Source organism: Brevibacillus parabrevis (assembly GCF_022701015.1).
GTDB classification, from domain to species: Bacteria; Bacillota; Bacilli; order Brevibacillales; family Brevibacillaceae; genus Brevibacillus; species Brevibacillus parabrevis.
The window spans coordinates 2,725,505-2,751,193 of the sequence record NZ_CP064090.1; the positions used below are offsets into that span (position 1 = coordinate 2,725,505).

19 protein-coding genes and 1 pseudogene are annotated in these 25,689 nt (G+C 53.4%); 13 read left to right on the top strand and 7 right to left on the bottom strand.

Translation table 11 applies throughout. The annotated features are described in order from the left end of the window. The first annotated feature begins 53 nt into the window (after positions 1-53). Entirely contained in the window at positions 54-452 is a 399-nt protein-coding gene (locus IRJ17_RS12875) for a hypothetical protein (protein ID WP_229049716.1), read from the top strand. A 164-nt stretch (positions 453-616) separates the two neighbouring features. After that, the gene (gene ytxJ, locus IRJ17_RS12880) at positions 617-943 is read left to right on the top strand and encodes a bacillithiol system redox-active protein YtxJ (protein WP_167470276.1); all 327 of its coding nucleotides are present in this window, start codon (positions 617-619) and stop codon (positions 941-943) included. Positions 944-1,009: 66 nt separating this feature from the next. Here the strand turns inward: ytxJ and IRJ17_RS12885 are convergent, their stop codons facing one another. Continuing rightward, positions 1,010-3,187, bottom strand: coding sequence for a cell division protein FtsA (locus tag IRJ17_RS12885; protein ID WP_242774948.1), 2,178 nt, complete (start codon positions 3,185-3,187; stop codon positions 1,010-1,012). A 287-nt stretch (positions 3,188-3,474) separates the two neighbouring features. Between IRJ17_RS12885 and IRJ17_RS12890 the strand changes: the two genes are divergently transcribed. The 4 genes from IRJ17_RS12890 (at position 3,475) to IRJ17_RS12905 (ending at position 7,118) form a co-directional block, all read left to right on the top strand. After that, the gene (locus IRJ17_RS12890) at positions 3,475-4,572 is read left to right on the top strand and encodes a bifunctional 3-deoxy-7-phosphoheptulonate synthase/chorismate mutase (protein ID WP_122964015.1); all 1,098 of its coding nucleotides are present in this window, start codon (positions 3,475-3,477) and stop codon (positions 4,570-4,572) included. A 128-nt stretch (positions 4,573-4,700) separates the two neighbouring features. Further along, positions 4,701-5,009: a metal-sensitive transcriptional regulator gene (locus tag IRJ17_RS12895; protein ID WP_063228119.1), complete on the top strand. Its 309-nt coding sequence runs from the start codon at positions 4,701-4,703 to the stop codon at positions 5,007-5,009. Positions 5,010-5,124: 115 nt separating this feature from the next. Then, positions 5,125-6,135 carry a catabolite control protein A gene (gene ccpA / locus IRJ17_RS12900; RefSeq protein WP_122964016.1) on the top strand — a complete coding sequence of 337 codons (1,011 nt, stop codon included), beginning with the start codon at positions 5,125-5,127 and terminating at the stop codon, positions 6,133-6,135. Between the two features lie 44 nt (positions 6,136-6,179). After that, a complete protein-coding gene (locus tag IRJ17_RS12905) occupies positions 6,180-7,118 on the top strand; it encodes a 5'-methylthioadenosine/adenosylhomocysteine nucleosidase (protein WP_217022312.1) in 939 nt (312 codons plus the stop codon). 84 nt (positions 7,119-7,202) lie between these two features. Here IRJ17_RS12905 and IRJ17_RS12910 read toward each other — a convergent pair whose 3' ends face one another. The 4 genes from IRJ17_RS12910 to IRJ17_RS12925 all read right to left on the bottom strand — a co-directional run bounded on the left by IRJ17_RS12910 (position 7,203) and on the right by IRJ17_RS12925 (position 12,919). After that, on the bottom strand, positions 7,203-8,360 hold the full coding sequence (locus IRJ17_RS12910; protein ID WP_173599883.1) for an acetoin utilization protein AcuC: 1,158 nt from the start codon (positions 8,358-8,360) through the stop codon (positions 7,203-7,205). Beyond that, the gene (locus IRJ17_RS12915) at positions 8,357-9,001 is read right to left on the bottom strand and encodes a CBS and ACT domain-containing protein (RefSeq protein ID WP_122964019.1); all 645 of its coding nucleotides are present in this window, start codon (positions 8,999-9,001) and stop codon (positions 8,357-8,359) included. Before IRJ17_RS12915 ends, IRJ17_RS12910 begins: the two co-directional genes overlap by 4 nt. Before the next feature lie 41 nt (positions 9,002-9,042). Then, a complete protein-coding gene (locus tag IRJ17_RS12920; RefSeq protein WP_063228124.1) occupies positions 9,043-9,675 on the bottom strand; it encodes a hypothetical protein in 633 nt (210 codons plus the stop codon). 73 nt (positions 9,676-9,748) lie between these two features. After that, positions 9,749-12,919: a penicillin-binding protein 1A gene (locus tag IRJ17_RS12925; RefSeq protein ID WP_242774950.1), complete on the bottom strand. Its 3,171-nt coding sequence runs from the start codon at positions 12,917-12,919 to the stop codon at positions 9,749-9,751. A gap of 282 nt (positions 12,920-13,201) precedes the next feature. Between IRJ17_RS12925 and IRJ17_RS12930 the strand changes: the two are divergent. Then, positions 13,202-13,421, top strand: a pseudogene (locus tag IRJ17_RS12930) (cupin domain-containing protein); the annotation flags it as partial. A 94-nt stretch (positions 13,422-13,515) separates the two neighbouring features. Here IRJ17_RS12930 and rpsD read toward each other — a convergent pair. Both rpsD and IRJ17_RS12940 read right to left on the bottom strand, forming a co-directional pair. Continuing rightward, positions 13,516-14,115: a 30S ribosomal protein S4 gene (rpsD, locus tag IRJ17_RS12935; RefSeq protein ID WP_063228128.1), complete on the bottom strand. Its 600-nt coding sequence runs from the start codon at positions 14,113-14,115 to the stop codon at positions 13,516-13,518. A gap of 355 nt (positions 14,116-14,470) precedes the next feature. Further along, on the bottom strand, positions 14,471-16,768 hold the full coding sequence (locus tag IRJ17_RS12940; protein WP_242774952.1) for an S-layer homology domain-containing protein: 2,298 nt from the start codon (positions 16,766-16,768) through the stop codon (positions 14,471-14,473). A gap of 336 nt (positions 16,769-17,104) precedes the next feature. On the opposite strand from IRJ17_RS12940, the gene IRJ17_RS12945 reads away from it, so the two are divergent. The 6 genes from IRJ17_RS12945 to IRJ17_RS12970 all read left to right on the top strand — a co-directional run bounded on the left by IRJ17_RS12945 (position 17,105) and on the right by IRJ17_RS12970 (position 25,682). Next, positions 17,105-17,686 carry a histidine phosphatase family protein gene (locus tag IRJ17_RS12945; RefSeq protein ID WP_122964022.1) on the top strand — a complete coding sequence of 194 codons (582 nt, stop codon included), beginning with the start codon at positions 17,105-17,107 and terminating at the stop codon, positions 17,684-17,686. Positions 17,687-17,724: 38 nt separating this feature from the next. Further along, the gene (locus IRJ17_RS12950; RefSeq protein ID WP_122964023.1) at positions 17,725-19,965 is read left to right on the top strand and encodes a sensor domain-containing diguanylate cyclase; all 2,241 of its coding nucleotides are present in this window, start codon (positions 17,725-17,727) and stop codon (positions 19,963-19,965) included. Positions 19,966-20,040: 75 nt separating this feature from the next. Further along, positions 20,041-21,036, top strand: a complete 996-nt coding sequence (locus IRJ17_RS12955) for an MBL fold metallo-hydrolase (RefSeq protein WP_242774954.1) — start codon at positions 20,041-20,043, stop codon at positions 21,034-21,036. A gap of 129 nt (positions 21,037-21,165) precedes the next feature. Further along, positions 21,166-22,077: a DUF6612 family protein gene (locus IRJ17_RS12960; protein ID WP_173598216.1), complete on the top strand. Its 912-nt coding sequence runs from the start codon at positions 21,166-21,168 to the stop codon at positions 22,075-22,077. A 465-nt stretch (positions 22,078-22,542) separates the two neighbouring features. Then, entirely contained in the window at positions 22,543-23,145 is a 603-nt protein-coding gene (gene refZ, locus IRJ17_RS12965; protein WP_063228134.1) for a forespore capture DNA-binding protein RefZ, read from the top strand. 47 nt (positions 23,146-23,192) lie between these two features. After that, the gene (locus tag IRJ17_RS12970) at positions 23,193-25,682 is read left to right on the top strand and encodes a septation ring formation regulator EzrA (protein WP_173599881.1); all 2,490 of its coding nucleotides are present in this window, start codon (positions 23,193-23,195) and stop codon (positions 25,680-25,682) included. The last annotated feature ends 7 nt before the right edge of the window (positions 25,683-25,689 follow it).

The window sequence follows — 25,689 nt, forward strand, 5'->3', positions numbered from 1 at the left end:
CCTCGAATAGTATGAGAGGTATACATATGTAGATAGAGTTAGGGGTGAACTTTGTGCAAAAGAAATGCAGCCGCTGCGGGAATGACATGGAGATCGTGCTGCGCAATGTCGTGTATAAAAAGCGGGTCAAAATCATGAACGTCCCGGTACACGTTTGCGTCGACGATTGCTGCGCGCATTCCCAGGTGGTAGATGTCATCAAAGAAGATTTGAAATCACTCATGGAGGAACTGGGCCAACATCCGCAGCGCCAGGCGATCGAATTTGAAGAAATGTCAGAGTTATCCAACTTATTGGTATTGATTGCTAACGAAAAGGCAGATTCTTCTGTTCGTGAAGTGCTGGGCGAGAGGGTCAACGAGCTTCTGGATCTGTTTTTGTTGGCGCAGTCCCTAGGCGATGAGAGATGGATGCTGGAACTGCGGGAGCGATTGACCAAAATCATGGTATAAACACGAAAGAGGAGGCGCTGTAACAGGCGGCTCCTTTTTGTTGGCGCAGTCGAGACGTCAGCTTCTGCCCCTTTTTGCCCCCGTGCACCGCAAGCGTAGACTTTGCCATCCAGATTTCGGTATACTGAAAGGCGCAGAGGAAGCGACAAAAGGAGAGATGAATGGTGGCCCAAAAACAACTCCACTCGATCGAGGAACTGGATCAGTTCGTTGCGCAAAAGGGGAAGCAGCTTTTGTTCAAGCATAGCACGATTTGCCCGATCAGCACATCCGCTTATGAAGAGTTCCAGGCGTATCTGCTGGATCATTCCGTAGAAGCGGCCGTGATTCTCGTGCGCGAAGATCGTCCGGTATCGAACGCAGTAGCGGAGCGTTTTGCGATCAAACACGAGTCTCCGCAAATTTTCCTGCTGGAAAACGGAGAAGTGAAATGGCATACTTCTCACTGGAAAATTACCAAGGATGCCATCAAGCAGGCAGTCGGCGCCTAGTCTCCGCATCGAAAAAGTTTGTTACGAAAAAAGAGCTGTCGCTTTTAGCGCAGCTCTTTTTTGTGTTTACTCCCAAAACAGCTCCAGTTTATCTCCGCTTTTCAGCTCGGTCTGGAAGCTGGCTTGCTGTCCGTTTACCAGCATGACGAAGCCGGAGATGCTCTCATTGTCCGGCTTCTCCAGAGAGAAGTTGACGAACCGGAACACATCGCTGAATACCGGAGGGGCGGATGGGGCAGATTTGACCGTAATGACGGCCCCATCAGGCACAAGCTCGTCTGCGGATGCCACTTTGCCGTCCAACGTGATCGTCACCTGTGCGACGGGCAGCATCACTCGCTCGCCGTTGAAGGAGACGGTCATCGTTTCTTGCACCCATTCTTCCAGCGGGATGACGTCGCGGATGGCTGGCGGTGCGATTTCCTCCAGGCGATAGGAAAGCTCGTCTCCCTGGCGGACGACATCGCTGAAAGTGGCGGTTTTGCCGTTTAAGAGCAGAATCGGGTTGTGCGCTGGGAGGGTGTAAGACTGCCCGTTCACGCTGAAGTGCAGCCCGGATGGCGCTGGCTGTTCATCAGGCGCCAAAAGACCAGCTGCCGCCAGCACTTCGGAAACGGTGCGGGGCAGGCGGATTTCTACTTCCGCGCGATCGGCCAGCGAGTCGTCGAGCTGCGCAGGCGTGCCGTTGACGTGGATCACTGGCCCCAGCGACAGCGGGCGATCGTTGCAGACGATATCCAACGTGTCCAGCTGATCGAGCAGCTCGCGCACGAAAACATGGGCGTCCTCGCCGTTTTTTCCCGCGACAACCGTGATGGTGTCTCCATCGGCAATCGGTGAATCAAGGCTGGCCGCTTCTCCGTTATTCATGATGACAGGAGGCGTGCCGTGACCGCCAGGAATCATTTTCATCCGGCCGTTTACCGTGACGCTCATCGCCAGACCCGGTCTTCCGTAAAGGCGGCGAATGTCCAGTCCGGCAGCGATCAAAGAATCTCCTAGGGACATTTTCCGCAAGTCAAAAATGCGCAGCGGCACATCGTTGACGGTAACAGTCACGTAGCGGAGCGGGTGGCGGCGTGCTGCTACCGCGATTCCCACTGGCGTGACAAATTCTGGCCCGCTAAGCAGCGGATTGTCTCCCACGAATTGCTTGATCGCATCGCCACCACGCACAGCGACGCGAGCGGCAGGCATGTTCAGGAACTGGGCGACTTTTCCGGTCAAGCCCGGCGTCAGACTGCCTCCGCCAATCAGCATGACAGCTTGTGGTGCCTTGCCGTTCAGCTCTATGATTTTCGTCGCGATTTTTTCTGCCAGCTGGGAAACGTCTCCTTCAATGGCGCTGGTTACTTCCGCTGCGCTCATCGTGTGTTCCATGCCGAGAATGTCCGTGAACGTCACCGATTCATGGGTGGTGAGCAGACGTTTGACCTCTTCTGCCATCGGAAAATCGAGCAAAAAGGCATTCATCAGCGCGTCCGTGATCTCGTCTCCGGCTACAGGCACCATGCCGTAGGCGGTAATCGCACCTTCTTCGGTCAAGGCGACGTCAGATGTGCCTGCGCCGATATCGACGAGCGCGATGTTGAGTCTGCGCATAGTTACGGGGATGAGTACGTTGATCGCCGCAATCGGCTCCAGCGTGAGCGCCTGCATCTCCAGATCGCACCGTTTCAAGGCGGCAATCAGCGAGTCGACGACTACCCGCGGCAAAAATGTGGCAATCACGTCTGCGCTGGCTATGTCTCCGCGCTGATCGATCAGGCTGCCGATCAGTTCCTGGTCCAGGTAGTAGTTGACGACGCTGTAGCCGACACAGTAATAGCGGGTCGCATCCAGCTCGCGCAGTTCTTTTGCCAAGTCTGCCTGGGCTTCCTGCACGGCGGCAAACTCCAGTGCGACCACATCTTCCCGCGTGATAAAGGCGTGTCTCGACAGCGGCATATCCACACGTACGCGGCGGGTGCGCAACGAACGACCGGCTGCTGCCACAGCTACTTGATGAAGCTGCCCGTGCTTTTCTTCCAATTCGTCCTTGATTTGCTTGATCACTTTGGCAACGGCAACCACATCGTGAATCTGTCCATCGAGCATGGAGCGTTCATCGTGCTCGCGAATGGCGCAGTCCAGCACGCGAAATTGATCTCCGGTCGTTTCCACAATCAGTCCGACCACACTGCGTGTGCCAATATCTAGTGAAAAAATCAGCTCAGGGGAGCCTGTTTCGTTATAGGCTGACAAAGGTAAGTCACTCCCTCGTTTTCGTGTCGATCAGTAGAAATAGATGAAGGCTTTCGTTAGAACATATATCCAATGGATTCGACCACAGCTATCAAGAATCCTGTCGAAACAAGGAATTATCCCTTTTTTGGCGAAGAATTTGCAAAGGTAAAAAAACATAAATAATTTACTTTCGCGCTTTTTGGCGCTAAACTGCTGACAAGGGAGTTTGAATCGATTATAATAACCCTAATTTATCGGCAACCACCTAGCAGACCTATATAAAAAGAGGAGAGTGGAGAGAAACAATGGCACACGATCAAATTGAGACCATGCGCAAACAGATAGACGAAATCAACCTGCAAATTTTGGAATTGATCAACCAGCGGGCGACTTTGGTGCAAGAGCTCGGCAAAGAAAAAGAAAAGCTGGGCAGCAACCGCTTTGATCCAGAGCGCGAGCGCCAAATGCTCAATCTGCTCGTAGAAAATAACAAAGGTCCGTTCAACGACAGCACGGTTCGCCATCTGTTCAAGCAAATTTTCCAAGTATCCTTGGACTTGCAAAACGAAGACAAGAAAAAAGTTCTGCTGGTCAGCCGCAAGAAGAAAGCGGAAGACACGGTCATTACAGTAAAAGGCGTCGAGTTCGGCGGCAAAAGCCCGATCCTGATCGCAGGACCTTGCTCCGTAGAAAGCTACGAGCAAGTGAGAGCGGTAGCGGAAAACCATGCCAAACGCGGCTTGAGAACAATCCGCGGCGGCGCATACAAGCCTCGCACTTCCCCATACGATTTCCAAGGTCTCGGAGAAGAAGGCTTGCAAATCTTGAAGCGTATCGGTGACGAGTTCAACCTCGTAACGATCAGCGAAATCGTCACGCCAGCCGATCTGGAAATGGCGACGAAATACATCGATGTCATCCAAATCGGTGCGCGCAACATGCAAAACTTCGAGCTTCTGAAAGCAGCAGGCCGTGTAAACAAGCCTATCCTGCTGAAGCGCGGTCTGTCCGCAACGATCGAAGAATTTATCTACGCAGCCGAGTACATCGTATCTGAGGGCAACACGCAAGTCATGCTGTGCGAGCGCGGTATCCGCACGTACGAAAAAGCGACTCGCAACACCCTTGATATCTCTGCTGTACCGTTGCTCAAACAAGAAACGCACTTGCCTGTCTTCGTCGATGTGACCCACTCTACTGGTCGTCGCGACCTGCTGCTGCCTTGCGCGAAAGCAGGATTCGCAATCGGTTCCGACGGTGTGATGGTAGAAGTTCACCCGGACCCGGATGTTGCTCTGTCTGATGCAAAGCAACAGCTCAACATTCCTCAGTTCAACGAATTTGTGGACGAATTGCTTGCTTCCGGCCTGTACAAAGGCGAAGTGGTAGCAACCAGAGGATAACGAAACAGTTTGATGTGAGTTTGCTGGTCCTTCCTGCGCGCAGGGAGGACCTTTTGATTTGACGAACCCGAGGTCGACCAAGTAAGCTAGGATTTAAGTGCTGATAACGGCGAAGGAGGCTATGCCAGATGAATGATCAAGATCACTGCTGCTCGTCTGATCGCGCCACCGTGCGGCCTGATAAAATCAAGTCCAACCTTGTCTCGCGGCTCAACCGCGTAGAGGGACAAATTCGCGGAATCCGCGGAATGGTGGAAAAAGACGTATACTGTGACGACATCCTCAACCAGATCGCTGCTGTGCAGTCCGCCTTGAATGCCGTGGGCAAAATGCTGCTGGAAGGACATATGAAATCTTGTGTCATCGAGCGCATTCAGCAAGGGGATAGCGAAGTAATTGACGAGCTTTTGAAAACGATGAACAAACTAATGAAATAGCGGCGCCAAAGCCCGTAAAAACGATTGCAACCGCATACGGCTTGTCGTATCATAGGTGCATATATTTATGAAAATAACTATGAAAACCAAAATATAGGGAAAGTGAGGGTGTGTGATGCCGGTTACAATCTACGACGTGGCAAGAGAAGCGGGGGTTTCGATGGCGACTGTCTCCCGTGTAGTCAACGGGAATCCCAACGTAAAGCCTTTGACCCGAAAAAAGGTACTGGCTGCGATTGAACGTCTGGGGTATCGACCAAATGCCGTTGCTCGCGGTCTCGCCAGCAAAAAAACAACAACCGTCGGTGTCATCATCCCGGATATCTCCAGTTTGTTTTTTTCCGAATTGGCCCGTGGAATCGAAGACATTGCAACGATGTACAAATACAATATCATCCTCTGCAACTCTGACCAGCGGATGGAAAAAGAATTGCAGTTGATCAATACGCTGTTGGAGAAGCAAGTGGACGGGCTGCTGTTCCTGGGGGCGGAGATTAAGGAAGACCACCTTCAGGCGCTGACCAGCACTTCGGTGCCGACCGTTCTTGCGGCTACCCGCGATGCGGACAACGTGCTGCCTTCTGTGAGCATCGACCATTTCCAGGCCGCTTACGATGCGACGGAAGCTTTGGCTTCGCGCGGACACAAGCGGATTGCCATGATCTCAGGCCCGCCGAACGATCCGCTCAACGGCCTGATGCGTTACGAAGGCTACAAAAAGGCGTTGAAGGACAACGGGATCGAGCTGGACGAGGAGCTGGTTGCGACAGGCAACTACTTTTACGAGTCAGGGCTTTCGACAACGAAGGCATTCCTCGCGCTGGCTGAGCCGCCGACAGCGATTTTTGCTGCCAACGATGAAATGGCGATTGGAGCGATCCATGCCATCCAGGATTCCGGTCTGAACGTGCCGGGCGATATCGAGGTCATCGGCCACGACAACATTCGCCTCGTGGAAATGGTGCGCCCGCGCCTGACTTCCGTAGTTCAGCCGATGTACGATATTGGTGCGGTCGCGATGCGCCTGCTGACCAAGTACATGAACAACGAAAACGTGGAAGAGCACGTTGTGCTGTTGCCGCACCGGATCGAGTATCGGGAGAGCACCAAGCCGCAGCAGGCTTGATCGCATCGCCCGCAACAGATTGCCAGCAAGAGGAGGATAAGTGGATGCGGTACGGAATTATCGGCGCGATGGACGAAGAAATTGCGCTGTATTTGGAAGCGATGCAACAAGCCACGACGACGGTCAAAGCCGGAGTGGCTTACTATAGCGGGAAGATGGAAGGCAAAGAAGTCGTGCTTTGCAAGTCAGGTGTCGGCAAGGTGAATGCAGCGGTCACGACGCAAATTTTGCTCGATCAGTTTCAGGTGGAGCGCGTCATTTTTACAGGCGTAGCTGGTGCCGTTCACCCGGAATTGAACATTGGCGATATTGTCGTGTCGACAGACTGCTTGCAGCATGATATCGACGTGACGCCGCTCGGCTTTGCCCCGGGGCAAATTCCGTTTACGGAGCAATGGACATGGCAAGCCGACCAGGAGCTGATGCAGCAAGCGATCGAGGCTGGAAAAGGATTGGAAGCGGGTGTTCAGGTAGTGAGCGGCCGCATTTTGTCCGGTGACCAGTTTGTCGCCAGCCGGGAAAAGGTACAATGGCTGTACGAGCAGTTCCAGGCTCATTGCACGGAGATGGAAGGAGCGGCAGTCGGACAAGTGTGTGCGATGAACGGCGTGCCGTTTGTCGTCGTGCGATCGATGTCCGATAAGGCAGACGGCTCTGCGCATGTCAACTTCGTCGAGTTTACCAAGCTTGCTTCGCAGCGTTCGTATGCGATTGTCCGCAACATGCTGCTGTCCGATGCCAGTTCGTCCGAGCCAGGCGTAATCGTCTACTCGACGAAAAACTGCGTCGATTGCGACATGGTCAAGCAGTGGCTGACGGCAAAAGGGATTTCGTTCGAAGTGCGCGATGTCATGACCAGCCGCGCCTACCAAGAGGATGTCGAGCGTTTTGGCTTCATGGGCGTTCCGGTAACCGTTGTGGGCGACAAAGCGGTCAAAGGCTTTGCGCCAGCCGAGCTGGAAGAACTGGTGAAGCAATCATAAAATCACACAAAAGCGGGGAGATCAGCATCGTTTCGGTGCGCGATCTCCCCGCTTTTTCGTATGTTTTTTCGCAAATGTCATCTGCTATTTGCTTGCTTCCGTAGGCGCGTACATCATGGCGCGCTCCAGCGTGATCCGGTTTTTTTCCGTAATCTCTGCCCGGCGGGGGATAGCGGGAAACGGTTCGTCAAACAGTCGGGTTGGCAGCGGCAAGTCCGTCTGCGGCTGCCAGCGCTTGAGCCAGCCAGAAGGCAGGTCGCCATCTTCCAGTGGCTGATCGCTCATCTCGCTCCACACAAGCGTCCATGCCCGCGGCACCACTCGCCAAATGTCGTAGCCGCCGCCGCCGACCGCGATCCAGCGGCCATCGCACAGCTCGTGAGCGAGGCGGTGGGCGAGCCTTGGGATATCTTGATAAATGCGCATCGAGCAGGAAAGGTGCGTGAGTGGATCAAACGTATGGGCATCACAGCCGTTTTGGGTCAAAATCACGTCCGGCTTGAAGCCTCTTGCCAGCTTGGACACTAGCTCGCCGTACACTTCCAGAAAGGAGTCGTCCTCTGTGAACGCATCGAGCGGCACATTGACCGAAAATCCGTAACCGCTTCCATCCCCGCGTTCCGAGAGATTCCCCGTTCCCGGAAACAAGTATTTTCCCGTCTCGTGAATGGAGACAGTCAAGACGTTCGGGTCATCGTAAAACGCCCATTGTACGCCATCTCCATGATGCGCGTCGGTGTCGATGTACATGACGCGTGCGTTCCAATGTTTGCGCAAATAGGCGATGGCGACGGAGCAATCGTTGTAAATGCAAAAGCCCGAGGCTCTCCCGCGAAACGCGTGATGCAGGCCGCCAGCAGGATTGAAGGCGTGCTCTGCTTGTCCCTTCATGACAGCATCGACGGCGTTCAACGTCCCTCCGACAATGAGGGCAGCCGATTCGTGCATGTTCTGAAAACAGGGGACGTCCTCCGTGCCAAGACCGTAGCTCGCTGCCTGGGGCAGCTCTTTTTCGCTATGGCCCTGATCGCGGACGAACTGGATGTAGCGTGCGTCATGAACGAGAGCAAGCTCTTCGTCGGTTGCCATGCGCGGGGCAATGATGTCTGACTCAGCGAGTAGGCCGTAGCTGCTCATCAGATCGTGCATGAGGAGCAGACGGCGTTGGTTAAAAGGGTGGTCATCGTTAAAGTAATACGTGGTGTAGTCGGGGGAGTAGATCAGACGAGCGTTCCGGCTCACAAAATTACCCCCCCATCCGTCGGTCCGACGACAGAAAATCCTCTTTGGAGCAGCAATTGTGTCACGACGCGCGGGTCAATCGTCTGGACGCGGAAGACCAGATTCTTTTTGCCGGGATTTTTTCCTGGAAACACGATGACACTGGTGACATTCACTTGTGCTTCGCGGAAAATCTGGCTGACCTCAGCCAGCATCCCGACGCGATCATCCACTTCTACTTCGATGTGCGAGCTGGGCTTGTTGACCCCGAACAGCTCGATCAGGCTGGAAAACAGATCGGATTCCGTAATCATCCCGACGAGGCGGTTTCCTTCCACAATCGGCAAGGAACCGATCTTGTGCTCATAAATCTGGAGGGCGGCATCTTCGATGAAATCAAGCGGGTGAGCAGTGATGACCTGTTTTTGCATGATATCGGCAACAGGCTTGTGCAGCACGGTATCGTCATCGTCGTGGGTAAGCAAGCGGGAGGGGAGGGCATCGCGCAGATCGCGGTCCGAGACGATGCCCACCAGCTTATCGTCATCCAGAACAGGCAAGTGCCTGATTCGGTTGGCTCGAAGCAGCAAGAGGGCTTCTCCGATCGTGGTAGCTGGTTGGGTGGTAACGACGTTTTTTCGCATGATATCTTCTACGCGCATGAGTGATGGCCTCCTTGCATCCTTTGAAAAAGATGTCCAGACTAATAAAGAAAGCGATTCTGAAAACGCATGGCATCAAAAGCGACAACCGTTTCAGCAGGAACTCGTTTTCCGATTTTGGCCATCAGACAGTTGGCGGGATGAGAGCATATTTCCGGATCGTCTGTCGCCATCCAGGTAAGTCCGACGCTGCCCATTACTTTTTCCATGACCTTTCTGTACTGCCAGACATCAAGCCCTGTACCTTTCAGATCCCAATGCCAGTAGTACTCGGTCGTGATAATCACGTAGTCTTCCATCGCGTCGTCCGCAAAAGATACTTCAAGGAGCTTCTTGGCTACGCCGCCCGCGCGAACTTTGTCACTGATCTCGATGGCGCCAAGCTCAAGCAGGTCGGGCAGCTTGGCCATGGACCAGCGCTCCAGCGGATCGGGATGGAGGAAGGTGACATAGCCGAGAACGAGGTCGCCTTCCCGCGCCAAAATAATGCGTCCTTCCGGCAGATCGGCAATTTCGATCAGAGCTTCGTGTTGCTGCTCCGGGATGCGGAATGCCTTCAGCCCTTCATCAAAGCGCAGGTCAGCCAAATGCCTCCCCGTAACCGGTCCCTCGATGAGAAGCTCTTTTCCGTTCACGATCATGCTCGCAGAATGATAGCGTTTGACGTGTTCCATCAGTTCCCCCCCTTTGCTTGTAGAAAAAGAGAGATGGCGATTGCGACCATCTCTGCTGATTCTTCTTCCTAGTCTATTCTGTGGTGGTTGCCGTTACGTTGTTTGAATGTGGCGATTCTCCGTAACTGTTGACGGCGGTGATGTAGTAACTGCCGTTCGGAACGTTTGTTGCGTGCGTGTAGCTCGTTGCCGATACGGTGTCGAGCAGCAAATAGCCGCTTGCCGCATCCGGGCTGAAATACACGTTGTAGGCAATGACCTGCTCTGTGGAACTGTTGCCTTTCCAGGACAGCTTCACGTTGTTGCCGCTTGCCTTGAGCGACAGCGATTTCGGAGCGGAAGGAGGTGAAGCGGAAGGCGTATTCGGGTTTGGATTCGAATTGCCGTTTGTGTCGTCTCCCGCCCCTTGCTCGCCTGGATTCGTTTGATTGTTGCCGCTGTTATTGCCGCTGCCGTTATCTGTCGGTGGAGTCGTCGTGTCACCCGGCTGCGTTCCCGTGTCTGTGCCCGGCAGCTCCCACGTATGGGAGGACGAGCCGACAGAAGCGATAGCAGAAGGGGAGGACTCGTTTCCGGCGATATCGACTGCTGTGACATAGTAGCCCAGATCACCGCTGCCTGATGCCGAATCGGCGAAGGTCAGTTCGGCCGGATCTTTCACTGTTGCGACTTTGACAAAGCCGTTTTGCGGATCGGCGCGGTAGATGCGGTATCCGACGAGATCGGCTTCCTTGCCAGACTGCCAGGAGAGCGAAATCTGTTTGCCAGAGCCGCTTGCGGTCACTCCGCTTGGCGCTGACGGCGCTCCGCCAACCTCTGTGCGCGGGTCTTCCTTGTCCGGGAGACGCTGCTCCCAGTCAGGCGGCTGACTTGCCACTTTGCTGTTTTTGGCTTGAATCTGTTCCTTGGAAGGAAGCGGATCAGGCGAGCGGTAGAAAATGCCTTCGGTGACAAAATCGTCCGGAGTGCCTTCCTTCGCCAGATAACGTTCCCCGTTGTACGTGATCAATCTAGCCTTTTGGTGGGAATCGTCCACCTTCGTCGGAACGAAGCGGCGGTTGAACAAGTCGGTAATCACATGTCCTGCCTGCTTGGACAGCTCGCTTGGCAGCAATCCGGATTTGGAATCGACTGTTGCGCTGACAATCCCTGCCGGCTTTTTAAAGGTTGCGTCAGGGGGAGACAAGTTCGGGTGCTTGTCCATGATTTCTTTCATGACCTTGCCCCAGACAACCATTGGCACGTATTTGTCCGCATCCGGCATCGGGTAAGGCTCGTCAAATCCGACCCAGACACCCATGGACAACTCCGGCGTGTAGCCGACGAACCAGAGGTCGTTGCTGTTGTTGGTTGTCCCGGTTTTGCCTGCCACATCGACTTTGCGCGGTACAAATTTGCGAATGTGGGTACCTGTTCCCGCGTTTACGACCGAGCGCATCATGTCTGTGATCAGGTAAGCGGTTTGCTCGCTGTAGACTTGAACAGGCTGAGCCTCGTGACGATAGACTACCTTGCCCTGACTGTCTTCGATTCTGTCGATGAGGTATGCATCCACAAAGGAGCCGTGGTTAGCGAACGTCGCGTAGGCATTGGTCATTTCCTCCGCCGTCGTCCCGTATGTAAGTCCGCCGATTACGCCTGTTGCAGCGTGGTTGTCTGCATCGACCAGCGTGGTGATCCCCATTTTTTTGACGTATTCGAGTGCGGTAGGAATCCCGACCTTCAAGTACGTCTTGATCGCGGGAATATTCCAGGACATTCGCAGCGCTTCACGTGCACTCATGATTCCTTGCCATTTGTTGTTCCAGTTTTTCGGCAGGTGAGAGCCGTTTTGGCCGTCTGCGAGCAGCACGGGTGCGTCATCGATTGGCGAAGCTGGCTGCAAAAGCCCCAGTTCAAAGGCAGGAGCGTAGGCTGCCAGCGGCTTCATGGCCGAACCAGGCTGGCGCGGCACAGTCGCGTGGTTTGTCTGCTCCACTTTAAAATCGCGTCCGCCGATCATCCCGAGAATCGCGCCCGTTTTATTATGGATGAGCATGGCTCCGACTTCTTCCAGCGCGTTCTCGATTTTCTCCGTCTTGCCGTTGGAGCGGCGAATCGTGTAGGTGCGGTTTTTTCCGAAGTTTTTCGGATCGGTCGCAACAGCTTGCATAATATTGTAGACATTTTTGTCAATCGTGGTGTGGACCTTGTAGCCTTTGCGCAAAATGTCGCGGCGCTTGTCCTCGACCAGTTGACGGTATTCGTTGCGTCCGATGGTGGACTTGTCGCGCCCTTTTTCCGCGAGATCAGCATCGACCAGCTGACGGGCGGCCCGATCCTCGATCTCCATCATCAGGAACGGAACTTCGCGGTACGCTTGCTGGGCAGGCTTGGCCAGCTGCGCTTTCAGGTCGGCCTTGAGCGCACCATCGTACTGGGCCTGGGTAATGTAGCCATTTTCCATCATGCGGTCCAGCACCATTTTCTGGCGCTCCTTGCCGCGCTGATAGCTTTCGGCGCGAAATGGAGAGTACGCGCCAGGATTTTGAATCATGCCAGCGAGGTAAGAGCCTTCGCTGAGATTCAGTTCCTTCACATCTTTGCCAAAAATCCCTTTGGCGGCAGCCTGTACACCGTAGACGTTGGAGCCGTTGGCGTTTTTCCCGAAGTAAATTTCGTTCATGTAGGCTTCCAAAATCTGATCTTTGGAAAACATGCGCTCGATCCGGATGGCACTGAAGATTTCCCGCGCTTTTCGGGTGTGGCTCACTTCAGCGGAGAGGATCGTATTTTTTACGAGCTGCTGCGTAATCGTACTACCGCCTGTCACGACAGGTTGGTTGGTGAATTCCTGGATCGCTCCACGCATTGTGGATTGAAGGGAAACGCCGGAATGTTGGTAGTAGGTTTTGTCTTCTGTTGCGATGATGGCATTGATCAAATAAGGAGAAACGTCTGCCTTTTTCACCAAGCGCCGATCGCCTTCTTCAGCCCGCAATTGGCCGATGAGAGAGCCGTCGTTGTAGTAGGCGAATCCAGTCAGATAATTGGTGAAAATTTTGTCCTCCAGTTCCTCCTTGCTGCGCACTGGCTCGTCTTTCACGAGTGCGGCAACATAACCTGTCACGATTCCTCCGGCGACAGCTGCCCCCATAAGCCCAAGCAGAAACACCATCTGTACGATGATCCATATTATTCTGCCACGGCTACGGCGTCGCTTTTTTTTCGACGGTTCAGAGGAAGATGTGTGGTTATTCGACATAGTCTACGACCCCCTAGCATACCCCCTAATTATACCATACGAGGAACCATGAGGGTAGAAGCGATGATAGCGTCTACAGAGAAGTTCCGTGCATCGTCTGAATCTGTCAAAAAGTGTTGCGTTTTGCCTGTTTATGGCCGAACGCGGTTTAGATTTATACGAGAAGCAGGATCGAGCTTGCCACCAGGAGCACAGCCATGGTGATGTGAAAGCCGCGCTTGTTTCTCGGGAGAAACGAGCGGAGTTGAGCGGCGGATGATCGGGCAGATCGAAAGAGGGGCTGTTGAAATCGAAGGGGGAGGCTCGTTAGGCTCTGGTGCTCATCAGGAGGGAACGGAAGAGTTTTTGACGGTTTTTTCCGGGGAGCTGGCAGTCGAGATCAAAGGAGAGATGTATACGTTGCGGGCTGGCGCTTCGCTTCAAGGCAGACAGGCCGCACAGCTATCGCAACGAAGGAGCGGAGCTGGTCCGCGTGAGCATGGCCATCTACTATTCGGGGTGATTTTCTGCAACGGATGGACGAGGAGCGAAAGAGGGCAGATCATAGAAAAAAGAGCAGGCCGACGGGCGGCACTGCTCTTTTTATGTCCAGACGATTAACGGCTGTAGAACTCAACGATCAGAACTTCGTTGATTTCGGAAGGCATTTCTTCACGGTCTGGGAGACGAGTGTAAGTACCTTCAGCAGCAGCATCGTTGAATGTTACGTAGTTTGGCAGGAAGTTGCGAGCTTCCAAAGAGTCCTTGATCAGTTGCAGACCACGGGACTTTTCGCGGATGGAAATCACATCACCCGGTTGAACACGGTAAGATGGGATGTTCACTTTTTTGCCGTTTACCAGGAAGTGGCCATGGTTTACCAGCTGACGAGCAGCAGGACGAGTTGGAGCGAAGCCCATGCGGTATACCAGGTTGTCCAGGCGGGATTCCAGCAATTTCATGAAGTTTTCACCGACTACGCCAGCCATTTTGCTAGCTTGGTCGAAAGTGCGGCGGAATTGTTTTTCGTTAAGGCCAAACATGTGGCGCAGTTTTTGCTTTTCTTGCAACTGGATTCCGTACTCGGACAGTTTACGACGGTTGTTGTGACCGTGTTGGCCCGGAGGGAAGTTGCGCTTGATGTCTTTTCCTGTACCGTCGAGGGAGATGCCCAGACGACGAGCCAGTTTGTGGCGAGGTCCTGTGTAACGTGACATGTATTCAGTCTCCTTTAAATTGGATTCGTAGGTGTTTACTTCCGGCAGGTTAGTTCCTACTTTATCTACACGAACTTCGGACGGTAGCGTTTCCGCATCGTGCTCCTCACAGATATTCAGCCGCAGTCTGTAAAGGGAGGGAACTAAGAAGGTGTATCCTTCCGTTTTTACCTACAATCAATGCTACCCTGTACACATACACTTAATCATACTAGGCGAGGTGTGGGGAAGTCAAGCGAAAAGACATGCGAAAAGACATGCGAAAAGACATGCGAAAAGACATGCGAAAAGACATGCGAAAAGACATGCGAAAAGACATGCGCCATCCTATAAGAGCGATGGCGCAAAAGTCTTATTAGTCGCGGAGGGCAGCTGACAGAGACTCCGGGGTTCCGCGTTTTTCCAAAAAGCGTGTGAACGTAATGGCCGCATCCGCACGCGATACGGCTGCTTGTGGCGCAAACGTCGTCTTTTCCGCAGGCACGATGCCCATGGCCGTCGCGATAATAATCGAAGCACGGTGCTTGGCGTTTGCGATATCCGTGAACGACGACTGGAACATGCCAGGGTAGTCGGTCAGCTTGTTGTAGCCAAGCGCCCGAACGATCATGTCGGCCAATTCATCGCGCGTAATCGCTTGATCAGGATTCAGGGCAGACGCGTTTTTGTCCAAAAGGCCGCGGTCTACAGCACCTTCGACAGCGGAGAAGAAGCGGGAGCCGTTTGCCACGTCGCTGTAAGTCGCCTTTCTTTCGGCGGAGTACACCGGGTATTGCTGGCCCTGGTTCAGGCTGATCATCAACATTTCGATCATTTCGCCGCGAGTGATCGGTTTTTGCGGCAAAATTTTGCCATCTTCCAGAGAGAGGGCGTCGTATTCGTACATCAAAAGCAGTTCCTTTTCAGCGGGATGATCTTTGAGATCAAGCGGTGCCTGGCGATGCAGGTTGATCGCTTTTCCAGATGCAGTCGAGTGCCACTCGCCTGACGTCGCATCGAGGTAGTAAGGCTGCTCGAACGGCGTTGCGGTCACGCGATAAACAAGCTTCGCAGTTCGTTTCGGAATGTAGGAAGGCTGATTCTGCACTTTCTTGTTGTCTTCCTCGCTGAGCGGTTCAAGGGCATAAACCGCTTCTGCCTCCGATTCTTTCCACCAAGACTGGACAGCTTCTTCCGCAGACAAGTGCTTTGGTACTTTCGTCGGATAAGTTTCGCCGCCGAAATCAGCGTTGTAGGACAAAAGTTCGCCTGTTTCCGAGTCGTACGTAAGGTAGGCAGAACCGCTGGCTGCGGCGACACCGTCGATATAGCGTTCAAACGAGATGCGGAAGCGGTCGGAGTTATACGGTTCTACTTCTGCTTCACTCTCGCCACGATCAAGCAAAAACAACTGGTGTGCTGAAGTCGGCGTCCACTTGCGCACGGTTTCCATTGCCGCTTCCGTCAGCTTTTTCGCATCGGCAGTCTTTCCGGATTTTTCCCCGTCTTTTCGCACAGGCCGATCTTTGCTGTACGAATAGATGTCTCCTGTTACGGCGTCGAATGAGACAAATACGTAGCCGTCGCCTTCCTTGCCTTTTTGGGCGTATTCAAGATTCCAGATCGCGCGGTTGGCCTGGTAATCTCTTTCGTTGTAGTTGGCGGAACGAAGCTCGTAATTGGCGAGGTCAAACGTCTTTTCCGCCCACTTGCCCGCTTCGTCCTGGCTCAGTACCCCGCCGGAGCGGCGCGGAGAGAGCGGTTTGCTGCTGACGGCGACAGGCTCCTTCAACTCGCTGCGGGGAGTGAGGGATGAAGTGTTCAATGCTTTGCCGCTTTTGGCGTCGATGTAGAAAGCAAACGGATTGTTATAGGCGAGTGAGACGCTGTTTTTTTCAGAACCGGAACGATTCCAGGGCAAAAGGTAAGCAAGCTGCGGGTCTGCCTGTTCCTGGAAAAGCTTTTCCGCTTCCTCCAAAGAAATCGCCTGGTCAGGCTTTTCGAATTTCACCTCGTTCCACGACAAGGAGAATTGATTGACGACCCCTGAGCCGTTTACTGTGATGTCTGCTCCGTTATCCGGGAACAAAACATCATCCACCACGCGGACAAAGCGGAATGTATAGGAAGCATCGGCATTGAGCGGCGTTTTTTGCTCCGGCGTCTCGCGCAGGTAGAGGCGAGTTTCGGCAGCCTTGCCCGGATTGTGCTTTTTCAAAAACTGCTCGGCGGCAGTGCGGGCATCTTCATAGGACACTCTTTTGGCGTAAGGCAGGTTGCTGCTGCTTTGATCGTAATAGGAGTAAGAGGTCAACTCGCCAGTGTTGGCATGGATGCTGACGCTGTACGACAGAAGCGTTTGCTCATTTTTCGAGTCCTTTTTTGTCCAGCTGAACGACCACTCCGGGAAGGCGCGCCAGCTGTCAGAGGAGCGAAACGACACGTTTGTCAGTGTGAGCCCGCTGGTCGGAACCACTTTTGCCGCAAGAGTAAGCGCCGCTTCTTTGGACAGCTTTACTTTGCTTGCCGCCGCCAGCAGAGTGCTGTCAGCTGGATTGGCAGCGACTATTTTGCCTGTAGCGGCTGCAGGTGTTTGGGCATATGCTTGTGCTGCGGGAAGCAGCAGGCTTGCTGTCAATACGAATGAGCTGGATCGAATTATCCAAGGCTTCATGAAAATTCCCCCCACGATGTTAATATCATTTGCTTTACAACCTCTGACGAGAGGAAGAGTGGAATCGTTTCATCTGGAAACGAGAAAAAAGAGAGCGCATTTGCGAAAAAGCAAGAAACATAGGAATTTTGTACCAAATGTTAACGGATGAAACTAGAATTGTGAACAACCATCTTATATAATAAGTAGTACTATCCATCCTACAATTGAAAAAGACAGTTTCGACTGTTCCAATGACCGCAACGGGTCATCTGCATGTTTTGAAAATAACCCCGCTCTGTTTTGTGCTTGGCAGGCGATGCAGGGCGGTTTCCACAGAAAAGGGGCTATTGCGTTTTGGAAACCATCATGTACCTCGTTCGTCATGGAGAGACAAAGTGGAATCAGATTCGGCGTATTCAAGGACACAGCGACATCGCTTTGAACGAGCTGGGCATGCGGCAGGCCGAGCTGGTAGCCGGAAGGTTCCGAAGCGAGACGATTCACGCAGTTTATTCCAGTGATTTAAGCCGGGCACGTGACACGGCAGCAAAAATAGCGGAAAACTTCTCGTTTTCCGTCGGGGCGCATCCGACTTTGCGGGAGCGCTGCTACGGACAATGGGAGGGGCTCACCTACGAGGAAATCCGCGAGCGTTTTGAGAGTCAGGATGAGGCTTCGTGTGGAATTGAAACTTTCGAAGACATGCAGCGGCGCGCGGTTGCTGCTCTCAGCGAGCTGGCAGCGAAGCATCCGAATGAAGCGATTGTCGTGGTTTCTCATGGCGGCCTGATCAACAGCTTTTTGCATTACGTAACAGCAGGGGAGCAAGGAACTGGCATCACGCGGATCGACAACACCGGGATATCCGTTTTCCGCTACGTCGATCGCAGGTGGGAAGTGCTCCAGGTAAATGATACTGACCATTTGGAAGCTTGAGAAAATGCTGAGAGAGGGAGTTTCTCGTGTCAAGTAAAATGTTGGGGAAGTTAGAGACGGTCTTTTCCTACACGGCCCATTTTATCTTACAATCTTGGCCGGAAAAGCGCCCAGGCATCCTTTTCTTGACAGATTCCGGGGGCCGCATAATCAACTTCATGGACATGCATGATAGTCAATCTGGAAGCTCTCTGTCCGACGCTGCACGCCATTACATGCAGACACAAGAAGTCTGCGATTATGTATCGGAAGCGTTGAGCACGAAAGAGATTGTCGTCAAGACGAAGAGAGAGAACACGCTGGTCTGCGGAGCTTTTCCGCTGAAGGAGCTGGACGGGAGCGTGCGGGCTGTCATTGGCATGCTCATTCCACAGCGAGAGATCGATTTCGATCTGCGTGCTTACATGCGCGGACTGGAGCCGCTCATCCGCATGGGATACGATGCGTACATCCAGCACGCCACCGGCCAGATTGTCACGGATTTGACCCTGCATGACACCGCGCGGGATTTGCTCGGCAGCTTGACGAGACAAATCAGTCACATCATTTCCAAGGGTCATTGCTCGGCAGTGAAGCTGTCCGAGGACGGGGTGCTGATTCCCCAGGAGATCGTCACCACGCAAGAAGCTGAACCCGGGCAGGCTCACATCCACCAGCTGGTCTCGCGGGTAGGCAATACGCCTGTGACGTCTTCGGTTCTCGACGATCACCGGGTAATCGTCGTTCCGGTGAGCCTCAATGACATCCCGCTCTATGCGCTGTTTATGCACCTGCCGCCCGAGGAAAAGGATTGCGTCTACGATGTGCGGGATATCGCCTTTTTGCAGGAGGTGGCGGAAAAGTCGAGCTGCGCTCTCTGGCGGGCGATCATGTCCGACGATTTGCGCCGTGAAGCCAGCAAAAAAGATTTGTTGTACCAGCTCATGTCCAAAATCCAGGCGTCGATTGATGTCAATGACGTTTTGCACGAAATCGTCACCAGCATTCCCAGCTTGTACCCGTATTTCTCCGTCGAGCTGTTCCTGACGGTAGAGCCGAATGCCACTACGCCCGTCAAGCAGCTGTCATTCCAGGAAGTGGAGCCGTCCACCAGCACAAAAGCGTACCTGGAAGGGCGCTTGATCGCGGAAGAAGTGGGAGAAGGCGATCAGCGGGTGACTGTCATTGCCGCTCCGCTCCTCGGCAAGCAAGGCATCTACGGCGTTTTGCAGGTGACTTCGGAACAGCCGATTTCGTTGAGCCAGCACGAGAAGGACTACATTTCCATTTTGGCAGATACAGCGGGCACTGCGTTCGAGAACGCCCAACTGTATCAGCAATCGCGCAATCTCATTCGTGAACTGCGTCTCATTAATGAAATGGCGCGACAGCTTAATAAAAGTCTTGATTTAAAGGAAATTCTAGATTTTGTCACAGAAATGATGCAGGCGACCTTTGATGCGGAGTTTTGTGCGATTCTCCGCAAACAGCCAGGGGAAGACAAATTCGACGTCCTCTCTTCATCTGTTCCCGCCTTTAACGGCACAGTCGTCAACGCATTGGAAAAGCCGTTTCAGCAAATCATGCAGAGCAAGCAAACGCTGCTTTTGGCTCAGCCAGGGACAGGTCCGCTGCCATTTTCGCTGTTTTCCTGCTGCTCGCTCATGGGAGTTCCGCTCGTCGTTGAGGGTGAGATTAGCGGAGTGCTTTTAGTCGCAGATTCCCGCTATCATTTTTTTAGTTTTGACGACTACAAGCTGCTCGAAATTTTTGGCCAACACGCAAGTCTTGCCATGACCAATGCCGTTTTGCACAATGAGATGGAACGGATGGTCATTACCGACAACTTGACGGGACTTTTCACCAGGCGGTATTTGAATGAGCGAGTCAGGGCTTCGCTTGAAAAAGACAGCTACGGCTCGTTGATTTTGATTGATATCGACTATTTTAAGACGGTTAACGATACGTTTGGTCACCAGGTAGGCGACGAAGTGCTGATCCAGGTGTCCGACCTCATTCGCCACAGCATCAGAGACAGCGATATCGCTGCGCGTTGGGGCGGGGAGGAGCTTGCGGTTTACCTGCCGCGCGTTGACAAAGCGACCGCCCACTCTGTTGCCGAGCGCATCAGGGAATGTGTGGAGCAGGAAACTTCTCCGCGCGTGACCATCTCGTGCGGTCTGGCCAAATGGAACCGGGAGCTGGATGTGAATCTGAGCGTCGAAGCCTTATTCCATCAAGCAGATATCGCGTTGTACGAAGCGAAAAATTCTGGTCGAAACCAAGTTGTTCTCGCCTAGAGCCAAATAAATGGCTCTTTTCTCTTTTTCGGAAAAAAATCGGACAAACTTGAGAGGTAGATGGAGGAATTGGCAATGGACATGCGTGAATGGCACACCAAGGCGACACAAATCACGCCGGATATTTACTGTCTGGAAATCCCGACTCCCTTCAATGTCGGAGCGGTCAACGTCTATCTGGTAAAAGGCGAGAAGCTGACCTTGATCGATGTGGGGCCGAAGACAGACGAGGCATGGCAGGCGCTCACAGAAGGGCTGCAAGCGGCTGGCGTCTCTGTGGAAGAGATTGAGCAGATCGTGCTGACCCATCATCACGTTGACCATTGCGGCCAATTGGAAAAAGTGAGGCAAAAGTCAGGGGCGTTGACACTGGCGCATCCGCAGGCAGCGCCGTACGTCGAGCTGGATGCGGAGTTCATGGATTTTCACGATCAGTTCTTTTTGCAGCTGTACAAAAAAAGCGGCGTGCCAAGCGACAAGCTGATTATCATCGAGAAGTTCCACAAATTGATGACGACTTTTTCCGAGCCAAGCCAGATTGACTTGAAGCTCAAGCATGAACAACAAGTGCCGCATCTTCCGGAATGGCAGGTTCTCTACACGCCGGGGCACAGCCAGAGCCATCTGTCCTTGTACCGGGAGCGGGATCGCACGATGATCGGCGGAGATCACATTATCGGACATATTTCGTCCAATGCCTTTATTGAGCCACCGCGGGATCGTTCGGGTGCGCGTCCGCTGACACTCGTTCAGTACCGGACGGCTTTGCAGATGTGCGCGGACATGGAGATCGAGCAGGTGCTGGCGGGTCATGGCGAGATCGTCCGGAACCACCGCGAGCTGATTTCCTCTCGCCTGCAAAAAAACTGGAGCCGGACCGACACATTGCGCAGCCTGCTTGCTGACAAGGAATTGACAGCGTATGAACTGACGACGCTGCTGTTTCCGGCTATTTATGAAAAAGAGCTGCCGCTGACGCTTTCCGAGACGCTCGGGCATATCGATTTGCTGATGATCTTGCATCAGATCGAGGTGCGCGAACAAGACGGGGTCTTGTACTATCACCTGTAGCCTGACGGATTCCTGGCATTGGCGAAACAAGCAGAATAAGCCTATTCCTCCCCGGAAACGATAAAAGGGACAATTACCCTGCAACCACCTGGAAGTGGCATAATCCGGGGTAGCCGAGGGAGGAACCAGATGCGCAAGTATTGGACCATGTGCCTTTTGACCATCGCGTGCACCGCTTTGACAGGCTGTAATCAAATGGGCGTCAAGCAAGACCCCCATTCAGCTTTTGAACAGGTGCGCGATCAGTTTGCGGCGCAGAACTCGTACGCGTTTTACGGAAGGACAAAGCTTTTGACAGCGAACAGCGCCAATGCCAACATGGTGAACTTCTCCGGGCGAAAAGACGGGGAAGCGGTGTATATGAACGTGAAGTTTTCCGTTCCAGAACAGCAGCGAGTGGAGACTTTGTCGCTGCTCTCCGAAGGAAGCGAGCTGTACGCCAAACAAGGCCAGGAAGAAAAATGGAAGCCTGTCCCGGGCGAAGGAGTTGCTTTGCGGCAGGAGATGAACAACTGGAGTCCGCCATTTTGCTTTCAGCAAATGGACGAGCTGAAAAAAAGCGTCCGCCAGCTGCCCGATGAAAATCCGCAGGACGATCTCGAAGCAATCGGTGTGACGCTGGATTCGCTCAAATTGAAAGAATGGCTGGCTGCGCAAATGCAGGAACAAGCCGGGGCTGGCTCGCGGATTCAGTCCGCAGCGGGCCCTTTCGCCTCCCACAAGCCAAGGGTCAAGCTGGCGATGCAGCTGTCAGACGGAAACTGGACGAGAGCGGCTGCGCCTGGGGCTGGTGTCTCGATTCAGGCGAAACAAGCACAGGCGCAGGACGTGAAGGCGATGGTCGATCAGATGGATGTGGAAGCGGAGTACACGATTTACTACAACAAGAAGACGATGCTGCCTACCAACATGACGATGTCGATTCGCTCCGCATACGATTTGAACGACCAGCGGGTAAAAGAGCACTCCCAGGTAGAAACGTATTTGCAAAATTACGGTCGGGCCAAGCCGGTGCCAACTGCGGCAGAAGGCGGCAAATAAGCAGCAGAAGAAAGAGACGCTCACCTTCCATGTCTGCGGGCAAGGGAGCGTCTTTTTTTCTGTGAGTCGTGAGGCAGCTTTTTCCAGAAATGCCCGCACGTCTGCAAAAGCGAGGTGTTTGCGGCTGCTTTGACTGTCTGAATAAAGCCTGTTGCCCCCGTCTGGTACACGGTGCAATTTTCCAATCGGAGAAGTAACGCTTTCGGGTTGTTGTCCGTCTTTATTGTTTGCGAGGAGCCGGGCCGGATTGTTCCCCGCTTTTTTCGCAGACGGTCTTTATTCCTAGGAGGAATAGTGGAAAACTTTGTCGAACTTACAACAGGTCTATCTTTTTGCGTCGAATCATCCGTACAATAGAAAAGATGTCCGTTGAAAATCGAGTGTCTACTGCGACCGCTACTCTTTTGGCTATGGTCGCTTTCCGGTTTTGCCACAGCCGGGGTGTAAAGGGGATGAAATTCAGCGATGGATCAGACGAAAATGCGTATTTTGTCCGCAGCCGCCAAACTGTTTGACACGTATGGCTACAAAGGGACATCCGTTAGACAAATCGCTGCCGAGGCACAAGTAAATTCCGCGTTGATTTCTTATCACTTCCAGGGCAAGCAGGGAGTGCTGGAGACCTTGATCGCTTCCTACTTCGAGACGCTGTTTCGTTTATTGGAGGAGCAGGAAACGATGCAGGAGCACGTCTCTGCCATTCAACGACTTGAACAGGTGATTCAGCTGTATTTGCGTTTTCAGATGGAACACGCGCCGATCACGAGGCTGATTCATCGGGAACTGAGTGTCGAGTCGATGCTTGCCCGTGAAGTGATGACACTTTACATGAGCCGCTGGAAGCACGGCCTTTCGAGGGTGCTGGAAGGCGGAGTCGCAGCGGGTGATTTTTTGCCCGTATCCATTGATCGTATAGTGCTGGCCGTAAGCAGCCAGATGATATATCCGTTTTTACAACCGCAGATGGTTCGGCAGGTTTATGACCTGGAGCCGTTTTCCGAGGAGTTCGCCAGGTGGCTGCAAGATTCCATCATGCGTTTTTTGCATGGGATTTTGCTGCCGGCATAAGGTGCGCCCTCTCCCATGAATTTACTTTTTAAGGGGATGTTTGACAAGTGAAACGAAAACTGTTCCTGCTCTGTCTGGCAGGCATGTTGCTATATACGAATCCGGCTTACGCCACGCCTTTTCCTGACAAAAAAGAGGAAGTTGTGCAGGACGCCGACAACTACTTGAAAAAAGAAGAGAAGGCGAACTTTGCGAAGTCGATGCAAAATCTGCCTGGCAGCTACAAAGTTGTCGTAGTGGAAAGCACAGCACCGGAAGCAGAATCCCCTGACATGTACGCGCAGAAGCTGTTTGACAATTACAATTTGGCTGATGACGCCATGATGGTCGTCCTGGACTACAACACCGAACAGCTCGGGATGTATGCAGGGCCAGCCTTGCAGGCCAAAGGCGCATCGATGGAAATGCTGCATGAAAAAATGACGTCGTACTACGAACCATTCCGCAATCAGAAGCAGTATTTGAACGGCATTCAGACTTTGATCGGGGAAGTAAACCGGGAACTGAGCCGCATCTCGGACAAGCAGGCTGCCGCTCCTGCGGGTGCAACCGATGCGAAAGCACAGGAACAGACGGAGGAAAAAGACGGACTTGGCGGCATCCCGTGGTGGATTTACGCGATCGGAGCTGTCTTTGCGGCTTTGTCAATCGGACTGGTCTACGCCATGATTCGTCGCCGCGCGATCTTTAAATTAGTCGACGACGTAGAAGATTGGAAGGATGAGCTGATAGAGAAAATCAATGTCATCGAAGTGGAAAAGCCGCTGCGCCGCTCCAGCGGAATGACAGAGGTGCGCTATCACCACCTGGCAGACAAAAAGGAAAACTTGCTGCGCATCCGCATCCCCGATGTGGAGATGATGATTCTCGATGCGGAAGAAGCGTGCGACCGCTTCCGGTTTTCGCTGGCGCTCGGCATGCTCGATGAAGCGCGCGAGACGCTGAACCAGATCGAGGATGAACTGAACGAGCTGAAGGAAGACACCTCAAAAGTCGCGATTACCAAACAGGAGAACAAAGTTGTCATCCCGGAAATCGGCAAGCAAGTGGAGCAGATGGAGCGCCGCTTGTCCGATTTGCGTTTGGAATACGGCCTGTCGTTTCACGAGCTGAAAGCATCGCTGGATGAGGTCGAGACGATGCGAAGCCTGGTGAAAACGGCGCGGGCGGCAGGCGACGATATCGCTGCCTACGATACGACGATCAAGGCACAGCAGCTGCTGGAACGCGTAGGGCAGACGATGGAGCAACTCCCGACGTTGGTGCATCGCGTGAAAAAGGCGATGCCGGAGGAGTTCAAGCAGCTGGAGGACGGAATCAGCCAAGCGACTCGCGACGGCTTTGACTTGAAGCAGGACGCGCTGGATAAGGCGCTGCTGCAGGCAAAGCAATTGCTTTCGTCCGCGAAAAGCGCACTGGAAGAAGGCAATTTGGAGATGGTCTTGACTCACTCCAAAGCTTTCGATGTGTTGCTGGACGCTACTTATCAAGGAATTGAAGAAGGAGTAATGGCCAAGCACGAGGCTGCTGCGGCTTCCGCTTCCGCACAGGTTCTGGAGCAGCCGCTTGCAGATGAGTGGAGCGAGAGCGAGGAAGAAGCAGCCGGAAGAGAGCATGCCCCTGCGACTGACAAAGAACGCGAAGTCAGCGATGCAGAAGTGGCAGCGATCATCGAGCAGGCTGCACAAGTATGGAATCAGGCGAGCAAAGACGAGCATGCGCCTGTGATCCACAAGCCAGAGCCAAAAGAGTTCGTGCATGAAGCGCCAAAAGCGGCAGTGTACGATCAGGAGCAAGCTGACGAGACTTTTGCGGAAGCGGCGCCGATGATTGCAACTGCAACACGCGACCAGTTGAGCGAAGCGGAACGGGCTGTGCTGCTGCAAGCACTCAAGAAGCCTGCCAACTCGGAAAAAGCGACTTCGGTTCATGCTCCGCCGACCAAGCCGAGCCGTGACGTCGAGGAAGAGACGGAGTACGAGCTGGTGATCCCGAAAACCCAGGCTGAGCCGCAGCCAGTCTATGAAGAGGAAGTCCAGGAGCAAGCTTATTTGCTGATCGAGACAGAGGACGATGCTCTCGACGAGCTGGAGCGGATTTCGAGTACATTAGTTCGTGTACGCCAGCAAATCAAGCGAAGCTACCTGCCTGGCATTCCCGATCATTTGAAGTACATGTTTGAAGAAGTCGTGCAAACTTTGGGCCGGATCAAGATGATCATGGAGCAGTATCGTTACGATTTGGAGGAAGTGGCGATTTTGGTTCAGGATGCGCACGAGCTGGTCGTAGAGACAGAGCGAATGGCGGAGCAAATTATTTCGACTTGCCAGCTGGCGGAAGGAGCTATCCAGTACACCAACCGCTACCGCCGCCAAAACAGGCATGTCAACGAACTGCTGACAAAAGCGGAGCAATCATTCCGACAGCTCGCTTTCGCGGAAGCATACCAACTGGCGGAGGAAGCGCGTCTTGTCATCGAAGGCGCTCCAGCCGAGGAAGACAATCGCTGGCTTTTGCGCAGAAAGAAAAAGGGGTGAGCCACCG